Source organism: Actinoallomurus sp. CA-150999, from assembly GCF_050942425.1.
GTDB lineage: Bacteria > Actinomycetota > Actinomycetes > Streptosporangiales > Streptosporangiaceae > Actinoallomurus.
Genome location: NZ_CP192063.1, coordinates 4,389,309 through 4,409,522, shown reverse-complemented (window position 1 = coordinate 4,409,522; position 20,214 = coordinate 4,389,309). Strand labels below are relative to the sequence as shown.

Annotated in this window: 14 protein-coding genes; 7 read left to right on the top strand and 7 right to left on the bottom strand. The window is 70.2% G+C overall.

Going from position 1 to position 20,214, the window contains the following annotated elements; genetic code table 11:
• Positions 1-12 precede the first annotated feature (12 nt).
• The 3 genes from ACQP2O_RS20625 to ACQP2O_RS20615 form a co-directional block, all read right to left on the bottom strand.
• Positions 13-4,497, bottom strand: a complete 4,485-nt coding sequence (locus ACQP2O_RS20625) for a caspase, EACC1-associated type (RefSeq protein ID WP_433187447.1) — start codon at positions 4,495-4,497, stop codon at positions 13-15.
• Entirely contained in the window at positions 4,494-4,820 is a 327-nt protein-coding gene (locus tag ACQP2O_RS20620; protein WP_433187444.1) for an effector-associated constant component EACC1, read from the bottom strand. Before ACQP2O_RS20620 ends, ACQP2O_RS20625 begins: the two co-directional genes overlap by 4 nt.
• A gap of 155 nt (positions 4,821-4,975) precedes the next feature.
• Positions 4,976-5,587: a TetR family transcriptional regulator gene (locus ACQP2O_RS20615; protein WP_433187441.1), complete on the bottom strand. Its 612-nt coding sequence runs from the start codon at positions 5,585-5,587 to the stop codon at positions 4,976-4,978.
• Between the two features lie 91 nt (positions 5,588-5,678).
• Here ACQP2O_RS20615 and ACQP2O_RS20610 point away from each other — a divergent pair, with 91 nt between their 5' ends.
• Positions 5,679-6,662 carry an aldo/keto reductase gene (locus tag ACQP2O_RS20610; protein ID WP_433187439.1) on the top strand — a complete coding sequence of 328 codons (984 nt, stop codon included), beginning with the start codon at positions 5,679-5,681 and terminating at the stop codon, positions 6,660-6,662.
• 37 nt (positions 6,663-6,699) lie between these two features.
• Here the strand turns inward: ACQP2O_RS20610 and ACQP2O_RS20605 are convergent, their stop codons facing one another.
• Positions 6,700-7,440: a PIG-L deacetylase family protein gene (locus ACQP2O_RS20605; RefSeq protein ID WP_433187436.1), complete on the bottom strand. Its 741-nt coding sequence runs from the start codon at positions 7,438-7,440 to the stop codon at positions 6,700-6,702.
• 156 nt (positions 7,441-7,596) lie between these two features.
• Positions 7,597-8,043, bottom strand: coding sequence for a hypothetical protein (locus ACQP2O_RS20600; protein WP_433187433.1), 447 nt, complete (start codon positions 8,041-8,043; stop codon positions 7,597-7,599).
• 437 nt (positions 8,044-8,480) lie between these two features.
• Here ACQP2O_RS20600 and ACQP2O_RS20595 point away from each other — a divergent pair, with 437 nt between their 5' ends.
• From ACQP2O_RS20595 to ACQP2O_RS20585, 3 genes are all read left to right on the top strand, one after another.
• Positions 8,481-9,329, top strand: coding sequence for a helix-turn-helix domain-containing protein (locus ACQP2O_RS20595; protein ID WP_433187431.1), 849 nt, complete (start codon positions 8,481-8,483; stop codon positions 9,327-9,329).
• Between the two features lie 202 nt (positions 9,330-9,531).
• Entirely contained in the window at positions 9,532-10,566 is a 1,035-nt protein-coding gene (locus tag ACQP2O_RS20590; RefSeq protein WP_433187428.1) for a beta-galactosidase, read from the top strand.
• A gap of 22 nt (positions 10,567-10,588) precedes the next feature.
• Positions 10,589-11,011, top strand: a complete 423-nt coding sequence (locus tag ACQP2O_RS20585) for a heparin lyase I family protein (protein WP_433187425.1) — start codon at positions 10,589-10,591, stop codon at positions 11,009-11,011.
• Positions 11,012-11,136: 125 nt separating this feature from the next.
• Here the strand turns inward: ACQP2O_RS20585 and ACQP2O_RS20580 are convergent, their stop codons facing one another.
• On the bottom strand, positions 11,137-12,594 hold the full coding sequence (locus tag ACQP2O_RS20580) for a WGR domain-containing protein (protein WP_433187422.1): 1,458 nt from the start codon (positions 12,592-12,594) through the stop codon (positions 11,137-11,139).
• Between the two features lie 202 nt (positions 12,595-12,796).
• Entirely contained in the window at positions 12,797-15,151 is a 2,355-nt protein-coding gene (locus ACQP2O_RS20575) for an ATP-binding protein (protein WP_433187420.1), read from the bottom strand.
• 229 nt (positions 15,152-15,380) lie between these two features.
• On the opposite strand from ACQP2O_RS20575, the gene ACQP2O_RS20570 reads away from it, so the two are divergent.
• The 3 genes from ACQP2O_RS20570 (at position 15,381) to ACQP2O_RS20560 (ending at position 20,187) form a co-directional block, all read left to right on the top strand.
• Positions 15,381-17,582 (top strand): alpha-galactosidase, encoded by a 2,202-nt coding sequence (locus ACQP2O_RS20570; RefSeq protein WP_433191086.1) that lies wholly within the window; start codon positions 15,381-15,383, stop codon positions 17,580-17,582.
• A gap of 151 nt (positions 17,583-17,733) precedes the next feature.
• A complete protein-coding gene (locus ACQP2O_RS20565; protein ID WP_433187417.1) occupies positions 17,734-19,128 on the top strand; it encodes an FAD-binding oxidoreductase in 1,395 nt (464 codons plus the stop codon).
• Complete coding sequence (locus tag ACQP2O_RS20560) at positions 19,129-20,187, top strand: (Fe-S)-binding protein (RefSeq protein ID WP_433187415.1); 1,059 nt, start codon at positions 19,129-19,131, stop codon at positions 20,185-20,187.
• The last annotated feature ends 27 nt before the right edge of the window (positions 20,188-20,214 follow it).

Sequence of the window (20,214 nt, the reverse complement as noted above, 5' to 3'; positions counted from 1 at the left end):
TGTTCGGGGCTCTCATCGATGTCCGCAGGTGTCCCGGTAGGCGAGCCCTGGGACGTACCTGGCCCATTCGGCGCGATCGAGCCCTCGGCCGGTGACGGCGCACGCCCGGTCCAGCGGCCGCCGGCGGAGTGCGTTCAGGTCGGCGAGGTTCCACATCGTGACGATCGTGTCGTTGGCCTTGGTGACGCTGTAGCCGTTGGCCTCCAGTGTGTTCCCGTCAGGGGAGAACGCCGCCTCGAGGGCCACATGGCCTTGGGTGATCAGAGGCTGGCCGAGGCGGTGTGGCGCGGAAAGGTCGGTGAGGTCCCATAGGAGGACCGTCTGATTCTTGTACGCGGCGGCGAGGGTGCGCCTGTCGGCGGAGAACGCCACTGCGAGCACGGCCACGGTGCTGTCCATCCAGCTTCCGGGAATGCCGCCCGGCTCTGAGGGACCGATCAGGGTCTGGTCCAGCCGAACGGGCCGGCGCGGGTCGCTGAAGTCCCACAGCACGATCGAGCCGTCACCACGGCCGACGGCCAGCATGCGGCTGTCGGCGGAGAAGGCCATGGAGGCGATGAAAGTGGAGTCCTTCGTGGCGATGGCCGCCCGCTTACCGAGCGGACGCGGGGCCACCGGAGTGAGGTCCCACTGCGTGACGGTCGCACCGACGCCGAACACGTCGGTGGTCAGCAGCGTACGTCCGTCGGGTGCCAAGGCCGAGGCCATGGAGCCGAAGGTCAGGGGCGTCATGGTGGGTCGGCGCTGGATCGGGGCGGTGGGCCGGGAGATGTCCCAGACCGTGGCCTTGGAGTTGGTGGTCCGGGACGTGGGGTCGGCCGTGAAGAGCACCCGCGTGTCCGAGGAGAAAGCGACGGGCAGACCGCTGTCCTTCAGCGGTGGTCCGCGCCGCCCTGGGTGGTCGACGTCGGAGACGTCCCACAGGGTGATGCTGTTGTCGGCCGCGTACACGGCCATCGTCCGGCCGTCGGGCGACAGTTTCGAGTAAGAGCCCGGCAGGGACGGCCCGTGCCGGACGGGCCGGGCGGGGTTCGAGGCATCCCACAGCGATATCGCTCCGGCCTTCTCACCGGTGGTCAGGATCCGGCCGGCGCGTGGGAACACCGCGGAGGCCGCGCCGGTGAGGGGCGGTGCGCGCTTGACCGGCTGCGCGGTGCCGGGGACGTCCCACAGCCTGACCGTACGGTCATCGCCGCCGGTGGCCAGGAGCCCGCCGTCCGCCGAAACGGATACCGAGAACACCCACCCGGTGTGGCCGGTCAGCGGTGCGCCCACCTGGGTCGGATGGGACGGGTCGGTGAGATCCCATACGACGGCGGTTCCGTCAAAGTTCGCGGTGACCGCCGTGTCGGCGTCGGGCGAGAAGGCGATTGAGGTGTCGTTGCCCGTCAGTGGCGAACCGATCCTGACCGGGCGGGCCGGATTGGAGACGTCCCACAGGACGAACTCGTTGTTGTTCGTCTTGGCCTTGTCGTGTGTGGCCATCAGGTGGCCGCGGGCGGAGAACGCGACCGGGGACCTGCCGGCCAGTTCCCTTCCGAGGAGGGCGGGATGCCTGCGATCGGTGACGTTCCACAGCCGGACCCAGCCGTTTCCCGGAGTGCCGTCGTTGCCCGTGGCGAGCACCTGTCCGTCGGGCGAGAAGGCGACCGAATTCGCGCTGCCGCCGTGGCCCTGCGGTGTGCTCGCGAGTTTGGCCGGAGCCTGACCCGACAGGTCCCACAGGACGATGCTGCCGTTCTCGTACGCGGCGGCCAGCGTCCGGCCGTCCGGGGCGAAGGCGAAGGATGTCACCGATGATGCGAGCGTCGAGCCGACGCGACCGAAGAAGGGACCGGTCGCCGGGGTCTCCGCGACGCGTTTCAGCGTCGGGACGTCCCACAGGCCGACCGTGTAGCCCGAGCCGGATTCCGTGGCCAGCATGCGGCCGTCCGGGGAGAGCACGATGGTGCTCCCGGAGACCTGCGGCCTGCCCGCAATCGTCGAGAGCCGGCGGGGCCTGCCGGGCTCTTTGAGGTCCCACAGAGTGACGTGGCCTTCGCCGGCTCCCGTGGTACCCGCGGTGGCCAGAATCCGGTGGACCGGTGAGAACGCCAGCGAGTGCACGGTGTACGGGAACCCGGTGATGATTCCCGCGTACCGGTCGGTGAGCAGGGTGTTGACGAGGCTGGAGGAGGTCTGGTCACTGCTGTGGATCCGCGCGGCGGCGATCCCCAGTTTCAGGGCCAGCTGCGGATCGCTGCCGCGGACCGCGTCGGTCTGGGCGACGAGGGCGCGTGAGACGGCGAGGGTTCGTTGCCGGTCTGCGTTCCTGGCCGAGATGACCGCCAGAGTGCCGGCGACGAGGACGAGGAGCATCAGGGTCGCGAGGGCGCCGATGGCGGCCTGCCGCACCCGGGTGCTGCGGGTCTGCGCGCGGATACCGCTGTCCAGGAAGGCTCGCGCGGTGTCGCCGAGCTCGGGGTAACGGTCCGGGTTCTGCCGCGCGTGTTCTTCGGCGGTGCGCAGGGCGGTGAGCCTGGTCCCGCCGACGAGGAATGACGGATCGCGGTCATGGTCGGCCCACTCCTGCGCGGCATCCGTCAGTTCGGTGTACCGGGCCTGGTTGACCTGGTCGTCCGCGAGCCAGTCGTGGAGCCGGGACCAGCCCGTCAGCAGGAAGTCATGGGCGATCTCGGCCGTCTCGCGTTGGACGACGACGAGCCGCTGCGCGGCGAACGCCTCCACGACCTCCGCCATCCGCTCCTGACCGGAATCGCCATGGGGGTACGGCATCGGGCGCCGCACCACCTGCCCGTCCCTGGTGATCTTCGTCATCGCGTAGAAGACCTGCCGGACCGTGGCCCGCTGCTCCTCGGAGAGGGACTGGAAGGTCGCCTCGGCGGTGGTCTGCACGGCCTTCCGGACCCCGCCCGACAGACCGTATCCGCGGCTGGTCAGCCAGATGCCCTCACGGTTCTCCCAGGTGATTCGCATCGCCTGGGAGAGCAGCGGCAGGGCCCCTGCCTCGAAACCGCCGTCGGGTGCGCGGGGAAGTTCGGCGAGGATGGCGTCCACCAGACCGGGTTCCAGGCGCAAGCCGGCCTTCTGCGCCGGGCCCGTGATGGTACGGCGCAGGTCCGATTCGCTCATCGGCCCCACCAGGACCAGTCCGTCGTCCGCCGCCTCGGTGAGCTCCGGATGGGCCGAGCACGCGGTCAGGAAGTCACTGCGTACGACGATCACGACGAGCGCCGCGGGCTCGGCGGACGGTCCGCAGGGGACGGTCGCGATCGAGTGCAGCGCGGTGACGAACGCCTGCCGCAGGTCGCCCGCGTCCTCGGGAAGAGTGAAGACGCGCTCGAACTGGTCCACGACGAGAACCAGCCGCCGGTCGGGCCCGGCCAGCCGGCGGGCGAGCAGCGGCGCTTCGGCGAGGTCGCCGTCCGGGTCGCCGAGCGCGCCGGCCAGGTCGCGGCAGGGGTCGGCGCCCGGCACCATCACCCGCACCGGCCAGTCGGCGGCCCTGGCGGCCAGCGCTCCCGACGCGAGCGCGGGCAGCAGGCCGGCTCTGACAAGGGAGGACTTACCGGCACCGGACGGACCGGCGACGATCTGCACGCCCGGATGATTCAGGCGGCCCGCCAGGGACTGCACGAGCCGCGCGGTCAGTTGCTCGCGGCCGTAGAAGACCTCGGCCTGGTCGGGCTCGAACACCGCCAGGCCCCGATAGGGCCCCACGCGTTCCCACCGGGCGGCGTCGGCGGTCTCGTCCTCCGGGCGGGCGGCGGCGTTGCGGGCGAATGCCAGCCGGGTGACATGGCCGGTGGAAGCGCTGGTCGGGATCGGTTTGCCGTCCCGGGCCAAAGCCTCCACGACCTCGTGGAAGATCGCGTCCAGGCGCAGGTCGGTGCCCTGTCCGGGGATGCCGTTCTCGACGACGTCGGCGAGATACCTGGTGAAGTAGGTCTGCGGTGCGGCCAGACCCGGATCCGTCTCGAACCAGGCGGGCGAGAACTCCCCGGCCGCCGCGATCGTGTAGGCGCCGGTTCCGCGGATGCGGTCCATTATGTCGTCGGCGGCCTGCAGGCCCGTTGCCGCTAACCCGGCGTAGCAGCAGTCCAGGATCACGATCTTCGTGGCCGCCGGGCTGAGCGTCAGCGCGTTGCGTACCGCGTCGAACGGCAGACTCGTGGTCCGCCTCCGTGCCGCCTCTCCCCGCGACTCCGTCAAGCCCAGGCAGAGCATGCCTGATGGATCGACCTGCCCGTGCCCGACGTAGTAGAACAACGCGACGTCATCGGCCTCCTGGAAGAGCTCGACGAGCTGGTCGGGCAGTTGCTCCGGCAGCCGCCGGTCCAGCAGGGGCGTCACCCGTGTGGGCGGCCAGCCGCAGAGGTCTCCGGTGAGCAGCGACTTCATCCGGGCCAGGCTGTTGCCCGCAGGCCGAATCTCGGGCAGATACCGATAGGTTCCAGTGCCGACAAGGACGGCCCGAGACCGCGCCAGATCGGTCACTTCAGGAAACTCTCGATGAGAGACTCCGCCTGGGCGATGTTGGTCGCTTCGAGCGTCAGCTCCTTGCCCTCGGTCTTGAGGGTGACGATCAGATTGGCCCTGCGGGACCGGATGAACTCGGGAAGAGTCTGCAACGCCGCCGCCAGCACGCCACTCCCACTGGCCAGCACGATGAGGACGTCCCAGGCCCCTTGCTCGCCGAGAAGAGGCGTCCCCGCCCGCTGCTCGACTCGGACCCCCGGAGCCCGCTCCAGCCACCTGCGTAATGCCAGGAATTCCGCTGGATCGGAAAATGCGAGTTCGACGCCATGAGTACCCGGCATTCCCACCCCGCCCCTTCGCGCCGAGAGCACCGTACAAAGCGTTCGCCACTGTGCGCGATCATGTCAACACATATCCACAAAGTGGCCTGTGTCGGCGAAGATCAGACGGATCTGCTCAGCCGACTGCCGAAGTGGTTCGGCGCTGCCGTCATGGGTCAGCGTGCCTTGTCGGATGGTGCCTGAACCGGGGGAAAGAGGCGCTGGACGGCGGCGACGATGGCCGCGCGGCGAGCGGCCAGGTACTCGGCCCGCTCGTGTGCGGGGACCGCGGCGGCAAGGTCGGGCTGGTCGGCCCAGGCGACGGCGATCTGGTTGATCAGGACGAGGACGTCGAGCGGGTCCCAGGCGGCGTCGAGGTGCCCGGCCTCCTGCGCCTTGCGCAGTTGCTCGGCCTTGTGGGCGATGGTCTGCCGGATCGGGTCGTCGGCCGACCAGCCGGTGTCGCCCAGCTCCAGCCGACCCCAGGCCATCAGCCGGAAGCGTTCGGGGTGGGCGGCGAAGTAGTCGTGGATGCGGCCCGCGTAGCCGGGCAGGTCGGTGGGGTCCATTCGGGTCGCCTCGGCGACGGCGGCGAGCTCCCGGGCGGAGACGAACCGGTACAGGTCCTCCTTGCCGCCGAAGTAGGCGTAGACGCGCTCCTTGCTGGTCTTCGCCGCTTTGGCGATGCGGTCGATCCGCGCGCCGGCGATCCCGTACCGGGAGAACTCGACCGTGGCCGCGGTGACGATGCGGTCGCGGGTGGAGTCGGCACCGGGCTGAGGAGTCACGCCGCGAGCGTACCAAACCGTTCGGTTTGACCGTTGAGATGGACCATCGTAGTCTCAAACCAAACGGTTTGGTTTGATCATGGGAGACCTCATGCAGCACAGGACACTCGGCAGCCAGGGCCTGACCGTCTCGGCGATCGGCTACGGCGCGATGGGCCTCACGATGGCCTACGGCCCCACCGACGAGCGGGAGGGCGTCGCCGCCATCCGGCGCGCTCACGACCTCGGGGTCACCTTCTTCGATACCGCCGAGCTCTACGGCTGGGGCACCGGCTCCAACGAGACCCTTCTCGGCAAGGCGGTCAGGGACTTCCGCGACGAGGTGGTCCTGGCCACCAAGTTCGGCTTCGACATGACCGCCGAACCGCGCGGCAGCGTCCTGAACAGCCGGCCCGAGAACATCCGCAAGGTCGCCGACAACAGCCTGCGCTACCTCGGCGTCGACCACATCGACGTCCTGTATCAGCACCGCGTCGACCCGGACGTGCCGATCGAGGAGGTGGCCGGCGCCGTCAAGGAGCTGACCGATGCGGGCAAGGTGAAATACTTCGGCCTGAGCGAGGCCGGGCCGCAGACCATCCGTCGCGCGCATGCCGTGCAGCCGGTCTCCGTCCTGCAGACCGAGTACTCCCTGTTCGAGCGCGATGTCGAGCAGCTCTTCCCCATCCTGGAGGAACTCGCCATCGGCTTGGTCGCCTACTCGCCGCTGGGCCGCGGCTTCATCACCGGCACCGCCAAGCCCGCCGGCCAGTACGACGCCACCGACATGCGCAACATCGACCCGCGCTGGCAGCCCGGCAACTTCGAGAAGAACGTCGAGGCCGTCGACCGGCTCGGCGACCTCGCCAAGGCCAAGGGCATCACCATCTCCCAGCTGGCCCTGGCCTGGCTGCTCAGCCGCGGCGAGCACCTCGTGCCCATCCCCGGGACCCGCAGCGCCGCCCGGATCGAGGAGAACACCGCCGCCGCCGACGTCACCCTGACCGAGGCCGACCTCGCCGCCGTCCGCGAGATCCTGCCCCACGGCGGCTTCGGGGCCCGCTACGCCGAGGGTTACGTGCCAACCTGGGTCTGAGGCTGTCAGCGGCCGGGATCCGCCTCCGTACGCGGCGTCAGCGGGTGAACAGCTCGAAGGACACGGCGGGACGGCCACCGAACCGGGCGGACGCGGCCTTCATCTCGCTCTCCAGGAACGACCGGGAGTACTGCTCGGGATCCTGGTCGGTGAGCGCCTCGATGTAGGTGCGGTGGGCCAGCAGCGACCGGACGGCCCGCTCGAATCCGGCGCTCGCGTCGACGGCGTGCGTGGCCTGTGGCGAGCCGGCCACGGCCACGTACCGCACGCCGTTCCACGGTTCGAGGCCGTCCTCGGCGAGCTCGGGGAAGATCCAGCGGTTGCCGGCGTCGGCGACGGCGTCGAGGACGGCGCGGCCGACGGCCCGGTGGTCAGGCGTGTTCCAGGCGGTGCCGCCCCAGGTGTCGTGGTGGTTGAGGGTCAGCACGAGTTCGGGGCGGTGGAGCCGGATGGAGGCGGCGAAGTCGCGGCGCAGCGCCGTGCCGTACTCGATGACGCCGTCGGGGTGGCGAAGGAACTCGACGGTGGACACGCCCACGGCGGCGGCACTGGCCCGCTGCTCCTGCTCGCGCAGGGGGCCGGCCTCGGCGGGCTCGATGCCGTCGATGCCGGCTTCGCCGAGGGTGGCGAGCACGTAGACGACGTCGCGACCCGCGTCGGTCCAGGTGGCGATGGCGGCCGACGCCCCGTATTCGAGGTCGTCGGGGTGGGCGACGATCGCGAGGGCGCGCTGCCAGTCGGCGGGCATCTCGGCCAGGTGCGCGGGCGCGCCAGCCATCTCAGTCTCCTTCGTTCCCGGTATGAAGGCAGCCTACGACCCTGATTCCCATGGCTACGGAGCCGCGCTGGTGAGCTCCGTAGCCAGGGCCGGAGGGGTCGCGGTCGGCCCCTCCGGCCATCAGCGCTCGGGGTCAGGCCTCCGGCCCGGGCCTGATCAGGTGGGGCAGACGCGGATGTCCGGGCTGTTGAAGCTGTTGGAGTTGGCCTGCTTGCCGTTCACGAATATCCGGACGTAGGTGTGAACGTAGTCGCAGACACCCGAGTAGTGCTTCCAGTTGGCGGCGGTCTCCATGACCACGTCGGAGTGGCCGGTGTGACACGGAAGGTTGTCGACCTCGTTGTATTTCGTACCGCTGGTGTCCCACAGCTCCATGTTGATGAGGCAGTTGCCGGGGAACGGGCCGTTCACGTAGAAGTCTGAATAAGCGTAGGCCTGGGTGTTGTGATCGTTGACGCAGACTCCGATCGTGGTCTTGTTGAACCCGTAGTTCGTGCAGCTCCCGGCGGCGTTCGCGGCGGGGGTGATGGCGAAGGACGCACCGGCCGCCGCCAGCGCCGCGACCGCCACCTTCGCGGTGGCCTTCGAGATCGATATCCTCATTCGATCGCCTTCCAGGGCCGCCCGGGATTTCCGTGCCATGTGTCGTCTCCTCCGGTTCTTCAGCTTTCGGGATTCGGGCCCGGCATGTTCTCCCGCTAATTGTCGGTCGGGACCAGAGACCCGGAGTGATTAGATCAGCTCGGACGGTGTTCGTCAGCGCCGGCGAACATCGAACGTTGTTCGACCGTCATCACCCGCCTGAACTGGGCGAACAAACGCGTGGTCGAACATTTCGCAGTGCCGGAGCGTCCGTCGAACGAGTCGTCCGCCCACCGGTGCCGCCACCTTGCCCCATCGCACGGCCGCGTGCCATGCTCCCGTACGAGCCGCGCACGTAGTCGATACCGCCTACAAGGGGTGCGAAATTGCCGGGTAAACGCCATCATCCCGACCCGAGTCAAGGCCCGATCCAGCAATTCGCCTTTGACCTTCTGCTGTTGCGGACCCATGCCGGAAACCCGGATTACCGCTCGATGGCCCGGCGCGTCGGATGCGCACCGAGCACGCTGTCCACGGCCTCGTCCGGCAGAAAACTGCCGACCCTCGCGGCCACCTTGGCCTACGTTCGTGCGTGCGGAGCGGACGAGGCCGAGCAAGAGGAGTGGACGCGCCGCTGGGAGGCGATCAATACCGCGCTCTCCCCAGAGCGTTCCGTCGAAGCGTCTTCCGCCGTACGCCACGACGCACCCGCCGAAGACGGCGCCGCTCCTCCGGAGGGCGGGCAGCGGCGCGTTCGCCGGCTGGCCTGGGCGGTCGGCGTCGGCTCCGTACTCCTGGCCACCATCGGGGCGGTGTCCTTCGGCCCGGGCCGGTCCACGAAGGCGCATGCGGTGCCCGGCTCGCGCGTCACGTCGCGGTCGGCGGCCGCGGCCGGCCGGGACGCCCCGGTCCCCGTACGCCGCCACGACACGCTGGTGATGATCCCGGGCCGCGTCGCCGACCTGGACTCCGAGTCCGCCGGCTGGGACGAACAACCCGATCCCGGACCGAGCGGCGCGAACATCTGGTTCGACGCCCACGACCATGCGCTGCACGGTGTGGACGACAACGACATCGCCGTACTCCCCGCGGGCAACGGCGGGGGCTTTTGGCCGTGCGCGCTCGAACAGAACTACGGCGTGACCGTGGCCGCGCCCGACATCCGTCCCGGACGGATCCTGTGCGGCATCACCGCCGCGAACCGGGTCGCCCAGCTCCGCGTGACCGGTGTCCAGCACGACCCGTCCGGCCTGCCGAACCGCGTCACCTTCGACGTCACCGTGTGGGTACCGCTGCACAAGACGTGAACCGACCCCGCACGGGGCGGCAAGAGGCGCCGGGACCGATGTACCGGATTGATTGTTAACCGGGGGCACGGCTGGTCATCAATTCCAAGGTCATCTTCCCTGGAACCGCAAGGCGTCACCCCGGCCGGCTCGGCGGTGACGCGGGATCCCGGCGGCCCCGGCCGGTACGCTCCGGCCGCCCGCCCCACCCCGAGGCAGGGCAGTGAACAGACCAAGGAAACTGCTGGCAGCGCTGACCGCGGTAGTGCTCACCGCCGGCGGCGCATCAGCCGCCGACGCGGCGGTCTCCGCCAGGCCCAAGAGACTCGCGACGAGCAGCCAGGACGCCGCCTTCAAGGGCATCATCGCGTTCAGCGGAGGCCATACCTCCGACCTGGCGAGCAACCCGGACATCGCGGGCCGCTCGCTCGCTTACTACTGGGCCCAGCTGGAGCCCAAGAAGGGGCAGTACAACTGGAGCGTCATCGACAACGACATGAAGCCCTGGGTCGACGCGGGCAAGAAGGTCGTCCTGCGCGTCTCCGCGGCCGGCTGGGCCAAGTGGGACAAGGACGCCGACTCCGCGCACGGCACCCCGCAGTGGGTCTACGACGAGGGCGTCAAATCAGTCACCGAGCAGGACAAGGCGGTGTTCCCGCAGTACTGGAGCTCCACCTTCGAAAAGGACTACGACGACTTCATCAAGGCGTTCGCGGCCCGCTACGACGGGAATGCGAGCGTCGCGTTCATCGACGCGGGCGTCGGTGTCGGCGGTGAGACCAAACCGGACAGCGAGAAGAACTCCAAGATCCTGGACCTCTGGAAGTCGATCGGCTACACCGACAAGATCTGGTGGGGTTACGTCCAGAACGCCATCGGCACGTACGCCCAGGCGTTCACCAGGACACCGGTCGCGGTCATGCCGGACAAGACGTTCCTCGGGTCCACCGACGGCTACAACGAGCAGAAGACCCTCGACTACTCCGTCGCGCAAGGCGCCTGGCTCCAGGACAACGGCCTGGGCGCCGACTGGCAGCTGAAGGGCGACGACTGGCAGAAGACCACGCTCGTCGGCGAACAGCGCGGTTCGACCTCTGACACCGGCGACGATCTCATGGCCGACTTCCAGGCGGCACTGGACCATGGGGCCGCCTACATCCTCGCCTTCACCGACGACCTGGAGAATCCGGACAACGCACAGACGATCCACCAAGTCGCCTCCGAGGCCGGCGGAGGACACCAAGACCGGGTGGAGTGACTGGACCGACATCACGCAGTGGATGGACCTGCGCGCCAACTGCTCGCCACCCGAGCAGATCGAGATCCTCCCGGGCGACAACGGCTCCGCGCCGCAGCTGGTGCTCGACAATGAGCTCAACAACCAGAAGGATCCCTGCGACTACTCCCAGCCCGAGCACCTCTACACGCTCGGCGACCTGAAGTACGACACGTGGGAGCACTTCGACGTCCACCTGAAGTTCTCCACCGACCCGAAGGTCGGCTTCGCCGAGATCTGGCTGAACGGCAAGAAGGTCCTGCCGCTCACCCACATGCAGACGCTCGACGAGGGCAGCAAGGGCGTCTATATGGAACAGGCCCTCTACCGGAATGACATGAAGGGCACCAACGTCCTATATCACGCCGGCACGCGACGCCACACCGAACACGTCGACGTCGACGACGGCGGTGGCAGCGGCTCCTGACCGTGAACACGGCGGCGGCCCGCGTCTTCCCGCCACGGGACGCGGGCCGCCTTCGGGCCGTGGGTGAGCAGGTCCCGCGGCTCGCCGCCGGCGACCGGCTCACCCCGCTCGTCCACCAGGCGTGGTCACGCGAGACGGTGGATGTCGCCGTAGGCGCGGTAGAAACCGCCGCGGCCGGACTCGCGCACCTCGCTGACCACGTAACGGACACCGCGCTCGCGGATCCCCTTCGGGAACTGAACCCGCCAGCTCTGGTCGAATCCGGGAGAGACCACGCGGACGCGAAGCTGGCCGTGCTCTTCGAAACACTCCACGACGATGCCCCCGCTGCTGTCGTCGACGACGTCGACGGTGGTCGACGGGGTGACCGTCTCGACCACGGCCGGTGCCTTGACGTCGACGACGTCGGGGACCGAGCCCTGCTCCGCCGACCTGATGGCCTCCTCGCTCGCGTCGACGCAGGCCAGTGAGCCGTCCGTGGTCACGATGTAGAGGCGCTGGTCGTGGTACTGCATGGAGTAGGCGGCGCCGCAGCCGGTGCCGAGCTTCCACAGGCGGGTGCCCGCCTCGTCGAAGCAGTAGATCGCCCCCAGGCTGTCCCCGGCGAAGACGTACCGGCCGTCCTCCGCGGTCGCGCAGGAGAAGACCGGTGCGTCGCAGTTGTAGGTCCGCTCCCGGCCGCCGTCCTTGCGCAGCCGCACCACCGTCCGGGTCGAGGTCCCCGCGTAGACCGTCGACCGCTCCTGCCAGCCGAAGAGCACCGCGCCGGTGGACTGGTGCCACAGCTCTTTGCCGGTGCGCCAGTCGTAGCTGGTGACGCCGCCGCTGTGACCGTGGTGAACGGCGGCCGCGTCACATCGCACCATCCAGCCCTGCGTCCCGCGGCCATGCCGGCGCCACAGGAACTCGTCCTCGTGGTCGATCGCGACGACGCCACCGCCGGCGTCGGACACGCCGAGGATGCCGTCGTGGATGTCGAGCCAGTAGATGTCGATGTCCGGGGAGATCTGGTAGGCGAGCCTGGGCACCTTTCCGGACAGGTCATAGACGTTGCCGTCGTCGCAGCCCGCGTAGAGCCAGGCGTCGTCGGCGACGATGCACTTCACGCCGTCGGGCAGTCGGACCTGCTGCACCACCTGGGCGTCATGCGTCAGCGACGTGATCACACCGGCCTCGTTGCCCACCATGCACAGCCGGTCGTCGATGAAAATCCCGAACGCGGCGGAGCCCGAGGCGTATCGCCACAGGACCGGAGCCCGGCGCGTCGCCGCGCGACCGGCGGGGGCCGACGCGCCACCAGCGTGGGCGCTCATGACCTGGTGACGGGAAAAGCCCCGCTTCTTTCGGGCTCCGCGTACGGCTGGGGCGTAGCCCTTACGGACCTTTTCCCCAATCTTCTTCGCGGCCGTCTCCCTCGCTTTTGCCTCATCCGGGAACGTGCTGGTCTTGCGCTGCCCGGCGTCGCCGATCCGGCCGTACCGGATGGTCATCGTCGTGCCGTCGACCGTGACCTCATAGAACTTGTGCGCTCCGCCGCCCTCTTCGGAAAGTTCGAGGTAGGTGGTCTCTTCGGTCGTTTCCACGTATATCGGGCCTTCCAGCGAGGGGTTCGGGAGACGGAGGTCGAGAAAGCGAATAAGCGTCGCCTTCCGCATCGACAACCCAAACCGTACAAGCCGGGTGCGACATTTCGCCTTGGTTCCGAAACCCGTCGGCCGGCCCGCGTATCGAGCCTGTGGACCCAGTTCTTCCTCGATGCGGATGAGCTGGTTGTACTCGGCGGATTCACCGGCCGCCCTGGCCATCGGCCCGTCGTCTGGCCATCCAGCCCGCGATCTGTGCGCGCGAGCTGAACCCCAGTTTCTGGAGTATGCGCTCGACATGGCCCTCCGCCGTACGCTGCGCGATGACGAGTTCGGCGGCGATCTGCTTGTTGGACAGGCCCTGCGCGACGAGGCGGGCGACCTCGCATTCGCGGGCGGTGAGCGTCGTGTCGGAGTCCGGTTCCGGCGGAACGGGCGTCGCGGTGCGCGGTTCGGCCTCTCCGCCGCCCACCGCGTACGCGACCAGGTCCTCCTGGGTGATCTGCGCGCCTTTCCGCAGGTCGGCGTCGAACTCCGCGTCGCCGAGCGCCTCCCGCGTCTCCTCCGCGCGCTGCCGGCTCCAGGCGAGAAGCGTCTCGGATCCGAACAGGGGCCTGCCGATGGGCTCCCACATCTTCCTCGCGAAGCCCAGCAGCACGGCCGCACGCCGGAAGTCTCCCGCGGCGGCCGCGACCCACGACAGCAGTTCGACGCAGCAGGGAATGCCGATCAGGTCGTTCAGGCGCTGCTTGTTCAGCAGGGACGCGCGGAGATGCGGGATCGCCTTCGCCGGCTCGTTCAGTGACCACCACGTCACACCGACGTTCCACTCCGTCCAGGACAGTGCCCACCGCTCGCCGAGCGAGGCGCAGATGGCCCGGCACTCGTCGAGCAGGGCGACGGCGTGGTCGACGTCGCCGAGCAGGCCCGCCGTCTGGGCACGCAGCGCGAACGCCAGCAGGCCGGGTGCCGTCCACCGGCCCGACGCGCGGTGGCGGGCGAGGGCGTGGTCCAGGAGCCGCGCCGCGTCCGCCAGATCACCGGCCCACATCTCCGAGTCGCCCAGGAACTGCGTCGCGAACGTCAGCGTCGCCTCGTCGCCCAGCCGTTCGGCCATGTCGCGGCTCTGCCGGTGGAACTCCAGGCTCGCGTCCGGCTCGCCCTGCAGATGGGCGATCCAGCCATTGATCCACAGTGCCTTGGCGCGTTCGCCGCTGGGGGCGGTGTCCAGCGCGAGCGCCCGGTCGAGCCAGTACCGGCCGTCGCGGACGAAGCCACAGGCGATCCAGTAGTACCAGAGCGCGGTGGCCATCCGGAGCCCGGTCCTGGCCTCACCCGGGACGGTGCAACAGTGATCGAGAGCCGCCCAGAAATTGGTCCGGTCCGCCCGCAGCCGGTCGCCGAGCTCGCTCTGACCCTGGCCGCATGAGCCGGCGTCGGCCTCCTCGGCCAGGCGCAGGTAGTAGTCCCGGTGCCGGGTGCGCAGCGCCTCGGTCTCGCCGGTCTCGGCCAGCCGTTCCTGCCCGAACTGACGGATCGTCTCCAGCATGCGGTACCGGGCGGTGCGGCCGCTCCGCTCCACGGCCAGAACGGACTTGCCGATCAGGCCCGCGACGCTCGCGAAGACGTCCTCGTCCGCCGCGTCGTCGCCCGTGCAGACGCTCTCCACCGCATCCAGGTCGAACTCACCGGCGAAGATCGAGCATCTCGCCCACAGGACGCGCTCGGACTCCGTACACAGCTCGAAGCTCCACTCCACCGCGGCGCGCAACGTCTGGTGCCGTGGCGCCGCCGCGCGGTTGCCGCTCGTCAGGAGCCTGAAGCGGTTCTCCAGGCGGGCCAGGATCTGGTCGGCGGTCAGCGTCCGCATGCGCACGGCGGCCAGTTCGATCGCCAGCGGAACGCCGTCCAGGTCTCGGCACAGGCGGATCACCGCCGCCGCGTTGTCCGGGCCGATGGTGAAGCCCGGCATCACCATGGACGCCCGGTCCTGGAACAACGCGAGCGCCTCGTAGTCCGTGTAGGGCCGGTCGCGCCGGGCGCCCGTCGCGTCGGGCGCCGGTATGGACAGCGGTGGGACCGGCCATACGCGTTCGGCGATGATGCCCAGCGGCTCCCGGCTGGTCGCCAACACGCGCAGACCCGGCGCGGCGGACAGCAGGCGATCGGTCAGCACGCAGCAGGACTCCAGCAGGTGCTCGCAGTTGTCCAGCAGCAACAGCAGTCGTTTCGACGCCAGGTAGTCCACGAGCACCGTCTCGGCATCACGTGCCGACTGCTCCAGAACGCCCAGCGTGGCGGCGACGGCCGACGGGACGAACGCGGGATCCTGGATCTCGGCCAGTTCGACCAGCCACACGCCATCGGGAAAGGCCCGCTGCAGCTCCCGGCCGACGCGCAGCGCCAGCCGCGACTTGCCCACGCCGCCGACGCCGGTGAGGGTCACCAGCCGGGATTCGGACAGCGCGTGCTTCAGCTCGGCCGTCGCCTTCCGGCGTCCGACGAAACTCGTGATGTCGTGGGGAAGGCTCTTCTTCCGCTGCGTGGTCTGAGGCATGGCGCTCTGCCACGAATACTCGGAACGTGACAAGAATTCTCTACCCCAGGCCCTGGAAAGCGCAGGTAACGCGGCGGGCAAAGGGCCGTCCGGAATAGGGCGACCCGGTCGCCCCTGAACTTCCCGGCAGCGACCGCATGAGAGCGTTCCACGCGGCTCCCAGGTCGGACCTGTACATATAGGCGGGACCACGCGGCCGTGCCGGTTCGCACCGATGAGAGGCTTGACCATGCATGTCCCGAACATCGTCCAGTTGCGCGCGGGTGGCACCAGCGTCGTCGTGGAGCTGGCCGAACCGGTTCCCCGGGTGCTCCACTGGGGTGCGGACCTCGGCGAGCTGTCCGATGACGCTCGCGCCGCGCTGCGGCTGACGGCCGAGCCCGCGGTCCTGAACAGCGCCCCCGACGTGCCGAGACACCTGTCCATCTGGCCGACGGAGGCCGAGGGATGGTCGGGCACGCCGGCGCACGAAGGGCATCTCGACGGAACGGCGACCGCGCCGCGCCCGCGCCTCACCGACGCGCGGCACCGGTCGCTGCCGGACGGCGGCGCCGAGCTCGTCATGACGCTCGCCGACGACATCTCCGATGTCGACATCGTGGTCGGCTACCGGCTCGGCGCATCGGGCGTCCTGGCCGTCGACGCGGCCGTGACCCGCCGTGCGGCGGCGCTGAGCGAGGGGCGCTACCAGCTCGGAGGCGTGTCCACCCTCCTGCCGTTGCCTCGGCGTGCCGACGAGATCCTCGACTTCACCGGCAAGTGGTGCCGGGAGCGGGCGCCGCAGCGCCGGCCGCTCGCCTTCGGCGGCCACGTCCGGGAGGTCCGGCGGGGGAAGCCGGGTCACGACTCCCCGTACCTGATGGTCGCCGGCGTGCCCGGCTTCGGCTTCCGGTACGGCGAGGTCTGGGGCGTGCACGTCGCGTGGAGCGGGAACCAGCGGTATCTGGTCGAGCGGCTGCCGGAGGGCGCGGGCGTGCACGCGGCCGTGCTCGGCGGCGGTGAGCTGCTCAAACCGGGCGAGATCGCGCTGAGCCCCGGGGAGACCTACCGGACGCCCGTCTGCTACTTCGCCTGGTCCGACGCCGGCCTGGACGGGCTCGCCGACCGCTTCCACGACATGCTCCGGGCCCGCTCGGCTCATCCGTCCGGTCCCCGGCCCCTGACGCTCAACACCTGGGAGGCGGTCTACTTCGACCACGACCTGGACCGGCTGACCGCCCTGGCGGACCGTGCCGCCGAGATCGGGGTCGAGCGGCTGGTGCTCGACGACGGCTGGTTCCGCGGCCGGCGCGACGACACCGCCGGTCTCGGGGACTGGTTCGTGGACGAGAAGGTCTGGCCCCACGGGCTGACGCCGCTGGTCGACCACGTCCACGGGCTCGGCATTCAGTTCGGTCTCTGGTTCGAGCCCGAGATGATCAACCTTGAATCCCGGGTGGCCCGCGAGCACCCCGACTGGATCCTCGGCCCGTCCGCCGGTCTCGGCTCGCCGTCCCGGCACCAGTACGTGCTGAATCTCGCCGACGAGCGGGCGTGGTCCTACGTCCTGGAACGCGTCGACGCGATCGTCGGCCGGTACGCGATCGACTACGTGAAGTGGGACCACAACCGCGACCTGCACGAGGCGGTGTTCCGTGACGCCACGGGCGCCGACCGGCCCGCGGTGCACGCGCAGACCGTGGCGCTGTACCGCCTGCTCGACGCCCTGAAGGAGCGGCACCCGGCGTTGGAGATCGAGTCGTGCGCGGGCGGCGGCGGGCGGGTCGACCTGGGGATCCTCGCGCGTACCGACCGCGTCTGGGCCTCCGACTGCAATGATCCCGTCGAACGCCAGGCGATCCAGCTCTGGACCGGCCAGCTGCTGCCGCCCGAGCTCGTCGGCGCGCATGTCGGCCCGGCGGAGGCGCACACCACGTTGCGGGTGACCGCGGACTCGTTCCGCCTGATCACCGCGCTGTTCGGGCACGCCGGCATCGAGGCGGACCTCACGCAGTGCTCCCCGGAGGACCTGGAACGGCTGGCGGCGTGGGCGGCGCTGTACCGGGAGTTCCGTCCGCTGCTGCACCACGGCCGGGTGGTCCGCGCGGACACCGGTGACGACGCGACGATCCTGCACGGCGTGGTCGCCCGCGACCGGACGAGCGCGCTGTACTGCTGGGCCCGCCTGGCCACGTCGCCCGCGGCGCAGTCGGGCCGGGTGCGGCTACCGGGGCTGGACGCGGCCGGCGACTACCGGGTACGGGTCCGGACCGACGTCGGCCACCCCTCCGCTCACCACGCGGCCCCGCCCGCATGGGTCGCCCAGGCGACCGACGAGTGGACCGCCCTCCCCGGCGCGGTCCTCTCCCGGACCGGTGTTCCCATGCCCACGCTCAACCCCGAGCAGGCCATGCTGATCGAGGTGCGCGCGGTGACCACGGGACCCGTGTGACGCCGATCCGTTGAGACCGCCGGCGGGCCCGCGATCCGGAGCCCGCCGGTCATGGGCACCTCCACTGCCGCTCCCTGATCAGCGAAGACGACCGGGAGCCGATCGGCCCGGCCCTGGACGACGCCCTGCTGACATGGTTACATGTCAGACAATGTTCAGCGATCGGTCTCTCTCCACCACTGTCCTGCGGCAGCTCCGCTCGGTCGTCGGCGACGAGAACGTCCGCACCGACCCCGGAGTGCTCGAGGCGTACGCGCGGGACGCGACGCCGCTGTTCCACGCCTACCCACAGGCGATCGTCGAGCCCGACGACGCGCCGCAGATCGCCGAGATCGTCCGCATCGCCGTCGAGTACGGCCTCCCGATCATTCCGCGCGGCTCCGGGTCGAACCTGTGCGCCGCCACCTCGGCCCAGCAGGGCGGCATCGTCCTGACCACGGCCCGGATGCGGCGCATCGAGGAGGTCGCCCCGGCGGAGCTCCTGGCCCGGGTCCAGCCCGGCGTGACGACGGTGACGCTGGCGAAGGCGGCGGGCGAGCACGGCCTGTTCTATCCGCCCGACCCGGGCAGCCACACCGTCTCCACGATCGGCGGCAACATCGCCACCTGCGCCGGCGGACTGCGCGGGCTGAAGTACGGCGTCACCCGCGATTACGTCCTCGGCCTCACCGCGGTGCTCGGAACCGGTGAGATCGTCACCACCGGCGGCCGGCTGTGGAAGGACGTCGCGGGATACGACCTGACCCGGCTGCTCACAGGCTCGGAGGGAACCCTCGGCATCATCACCGAGGCCACCGTCGCCCTGCTGCCCGCGCCCGCGACGGCGGGCACCGGGCTGGCCTACTTCGCCGACCTCGGGGCGGCGGGACGTGCCGTCGCCGAGATCATCGCGCGCGGCGTCGTGCCCGCGACGCTGGAGTTCCTCGACCGGCGCTGCATGGACGCCGTCGACGCCTACGCCCACCTCGGGCTGCACGCGACGGCCGGCGCGATGCTGCTCTTCGGCGACGACGGCGAGGACGATCAGGTGGCCGCGAGCCTCGCGCGGATGCGGCAGGCGTGTCTCGACAGCGGTGCCCTGTCCGTCGAGCTCGGTGGCGTCGCCGAGGCCGAGTCGCTACTGGCCGCGCGCCGCTGCACCCTTCCGGCGCTGTCCCGGCTCGGCTCCCTGACGATCCTCGAGGACGCGAGCGTGCCCCGGCCCCGTCTCGCCGAGATGGTCTCCCGCATCGACGACATCGCGCGCCGGCACGACGTCGTGATCGCGACGTTCGGGCACGCCGGTGACGGCAACCTGCATCCGACGTGCGTGCTGCCCTCCGCCGAGGACACCGAGGCCATCGGCCGTGCCGAACGCGCCTTCGGCGAGATCTTCCGCACCGCGATCGACCTGGGCGGGACGATCACTGGCGAGCACGGCGTCGGCGCGGCGAAGCTGCCCTACCTGGCCGAACGGCTCGGCCCGGCGCAGACGGCCCTGCTACGTCGGATCAAGTCCGCCCTCGATCCGGCCGGCATCCTCAACCCCGGAAAGCTGGGATCGTAAGTGGCCGACCTCTTCGACGCCGACCGGCTCGGCCGCTGCATCTCCTGCGGGTTCTGCCTCCCGGCGTGCCCCACCTACGCCATGACCGGCGACGAGGCCTCCTCACCGCGCGGCCGGATCACCCTCATGCGAGCGCTCGACGCCGGGCGGCTCGATCTCGACGATCCCACCCTGGCCGAGCAGGCGTCCCTCTGCCTCGGCTGCCGCGCCTGCGAACCGGTCTGTCCCGCCGGTGTCGAGTACGGCCACCTGCTCGAACAGTGGCGCGGCGCGCAGTGGCAGGGACGCCGTCGTCCGCTGATCGTGCGCGCCCTCGTCCTGCTGGCGAGCCTGCGCCCGGCCCACCGGCTCGCCGGGATCCTCCGGGGCGCCGCCCGCCGGAAGGCGGGCGAGGCCGACCAGTTGATGCTCGGCTGCGTGGAGCGGACGCTGTTCCCACAGGTCAGCCGTGCCGCGCTCGCGTTGGCGCCGGGCCTCGCGGCGGATCCGGACCAGGGCTGCTGCGGCGCGCTGCACGCGCACAACGGAGAACCCGAACGGGGCGAGGCGCTGGCCCGCCGCCTCGGCGACGACCTACCTGGCACCATCGTCACCACCTCTGGCGGATGCGCCGCCCATCTCGCCTCGGTGATCGGGCGGGAGCGGGTGCGTGAGTTCTCCGAGTACGTCCAGGACCAGCGGTTCCAACCGGTCCTGATCGACGGCCGGCCCGCCCGGGTGACGTTGCAGGACTCCTGTCACCTTCGCAACGGCCTCGGCGTGTGGCGCGAACCGCGGCGACTGCTGCAGAGTGTCGCAGAGTATGTCGAACTACCCTCGGCGGCCACCTGCTGCGGCGCCGCCGGCACGTACGCACTGGTCCGTCCCCGCGAATCACGGACCCTGGCGAAGGCCAAGGTGGCCGAGATCGAGGCCGCCGGCGTCGACATGGTGGTCGCGGTCAACCCCGGCTGCCTGCGCCAGCTTCGCCAGGCGTTGCGCCGGCACCGCTCGCGGGTCCGCGCCGTACACCTGACCGAGTTCCTCGCCCTCTCCACGAAAGGACCAAAATCACCATGAGATTCGCGCGTACGGGTCCCTGACCGG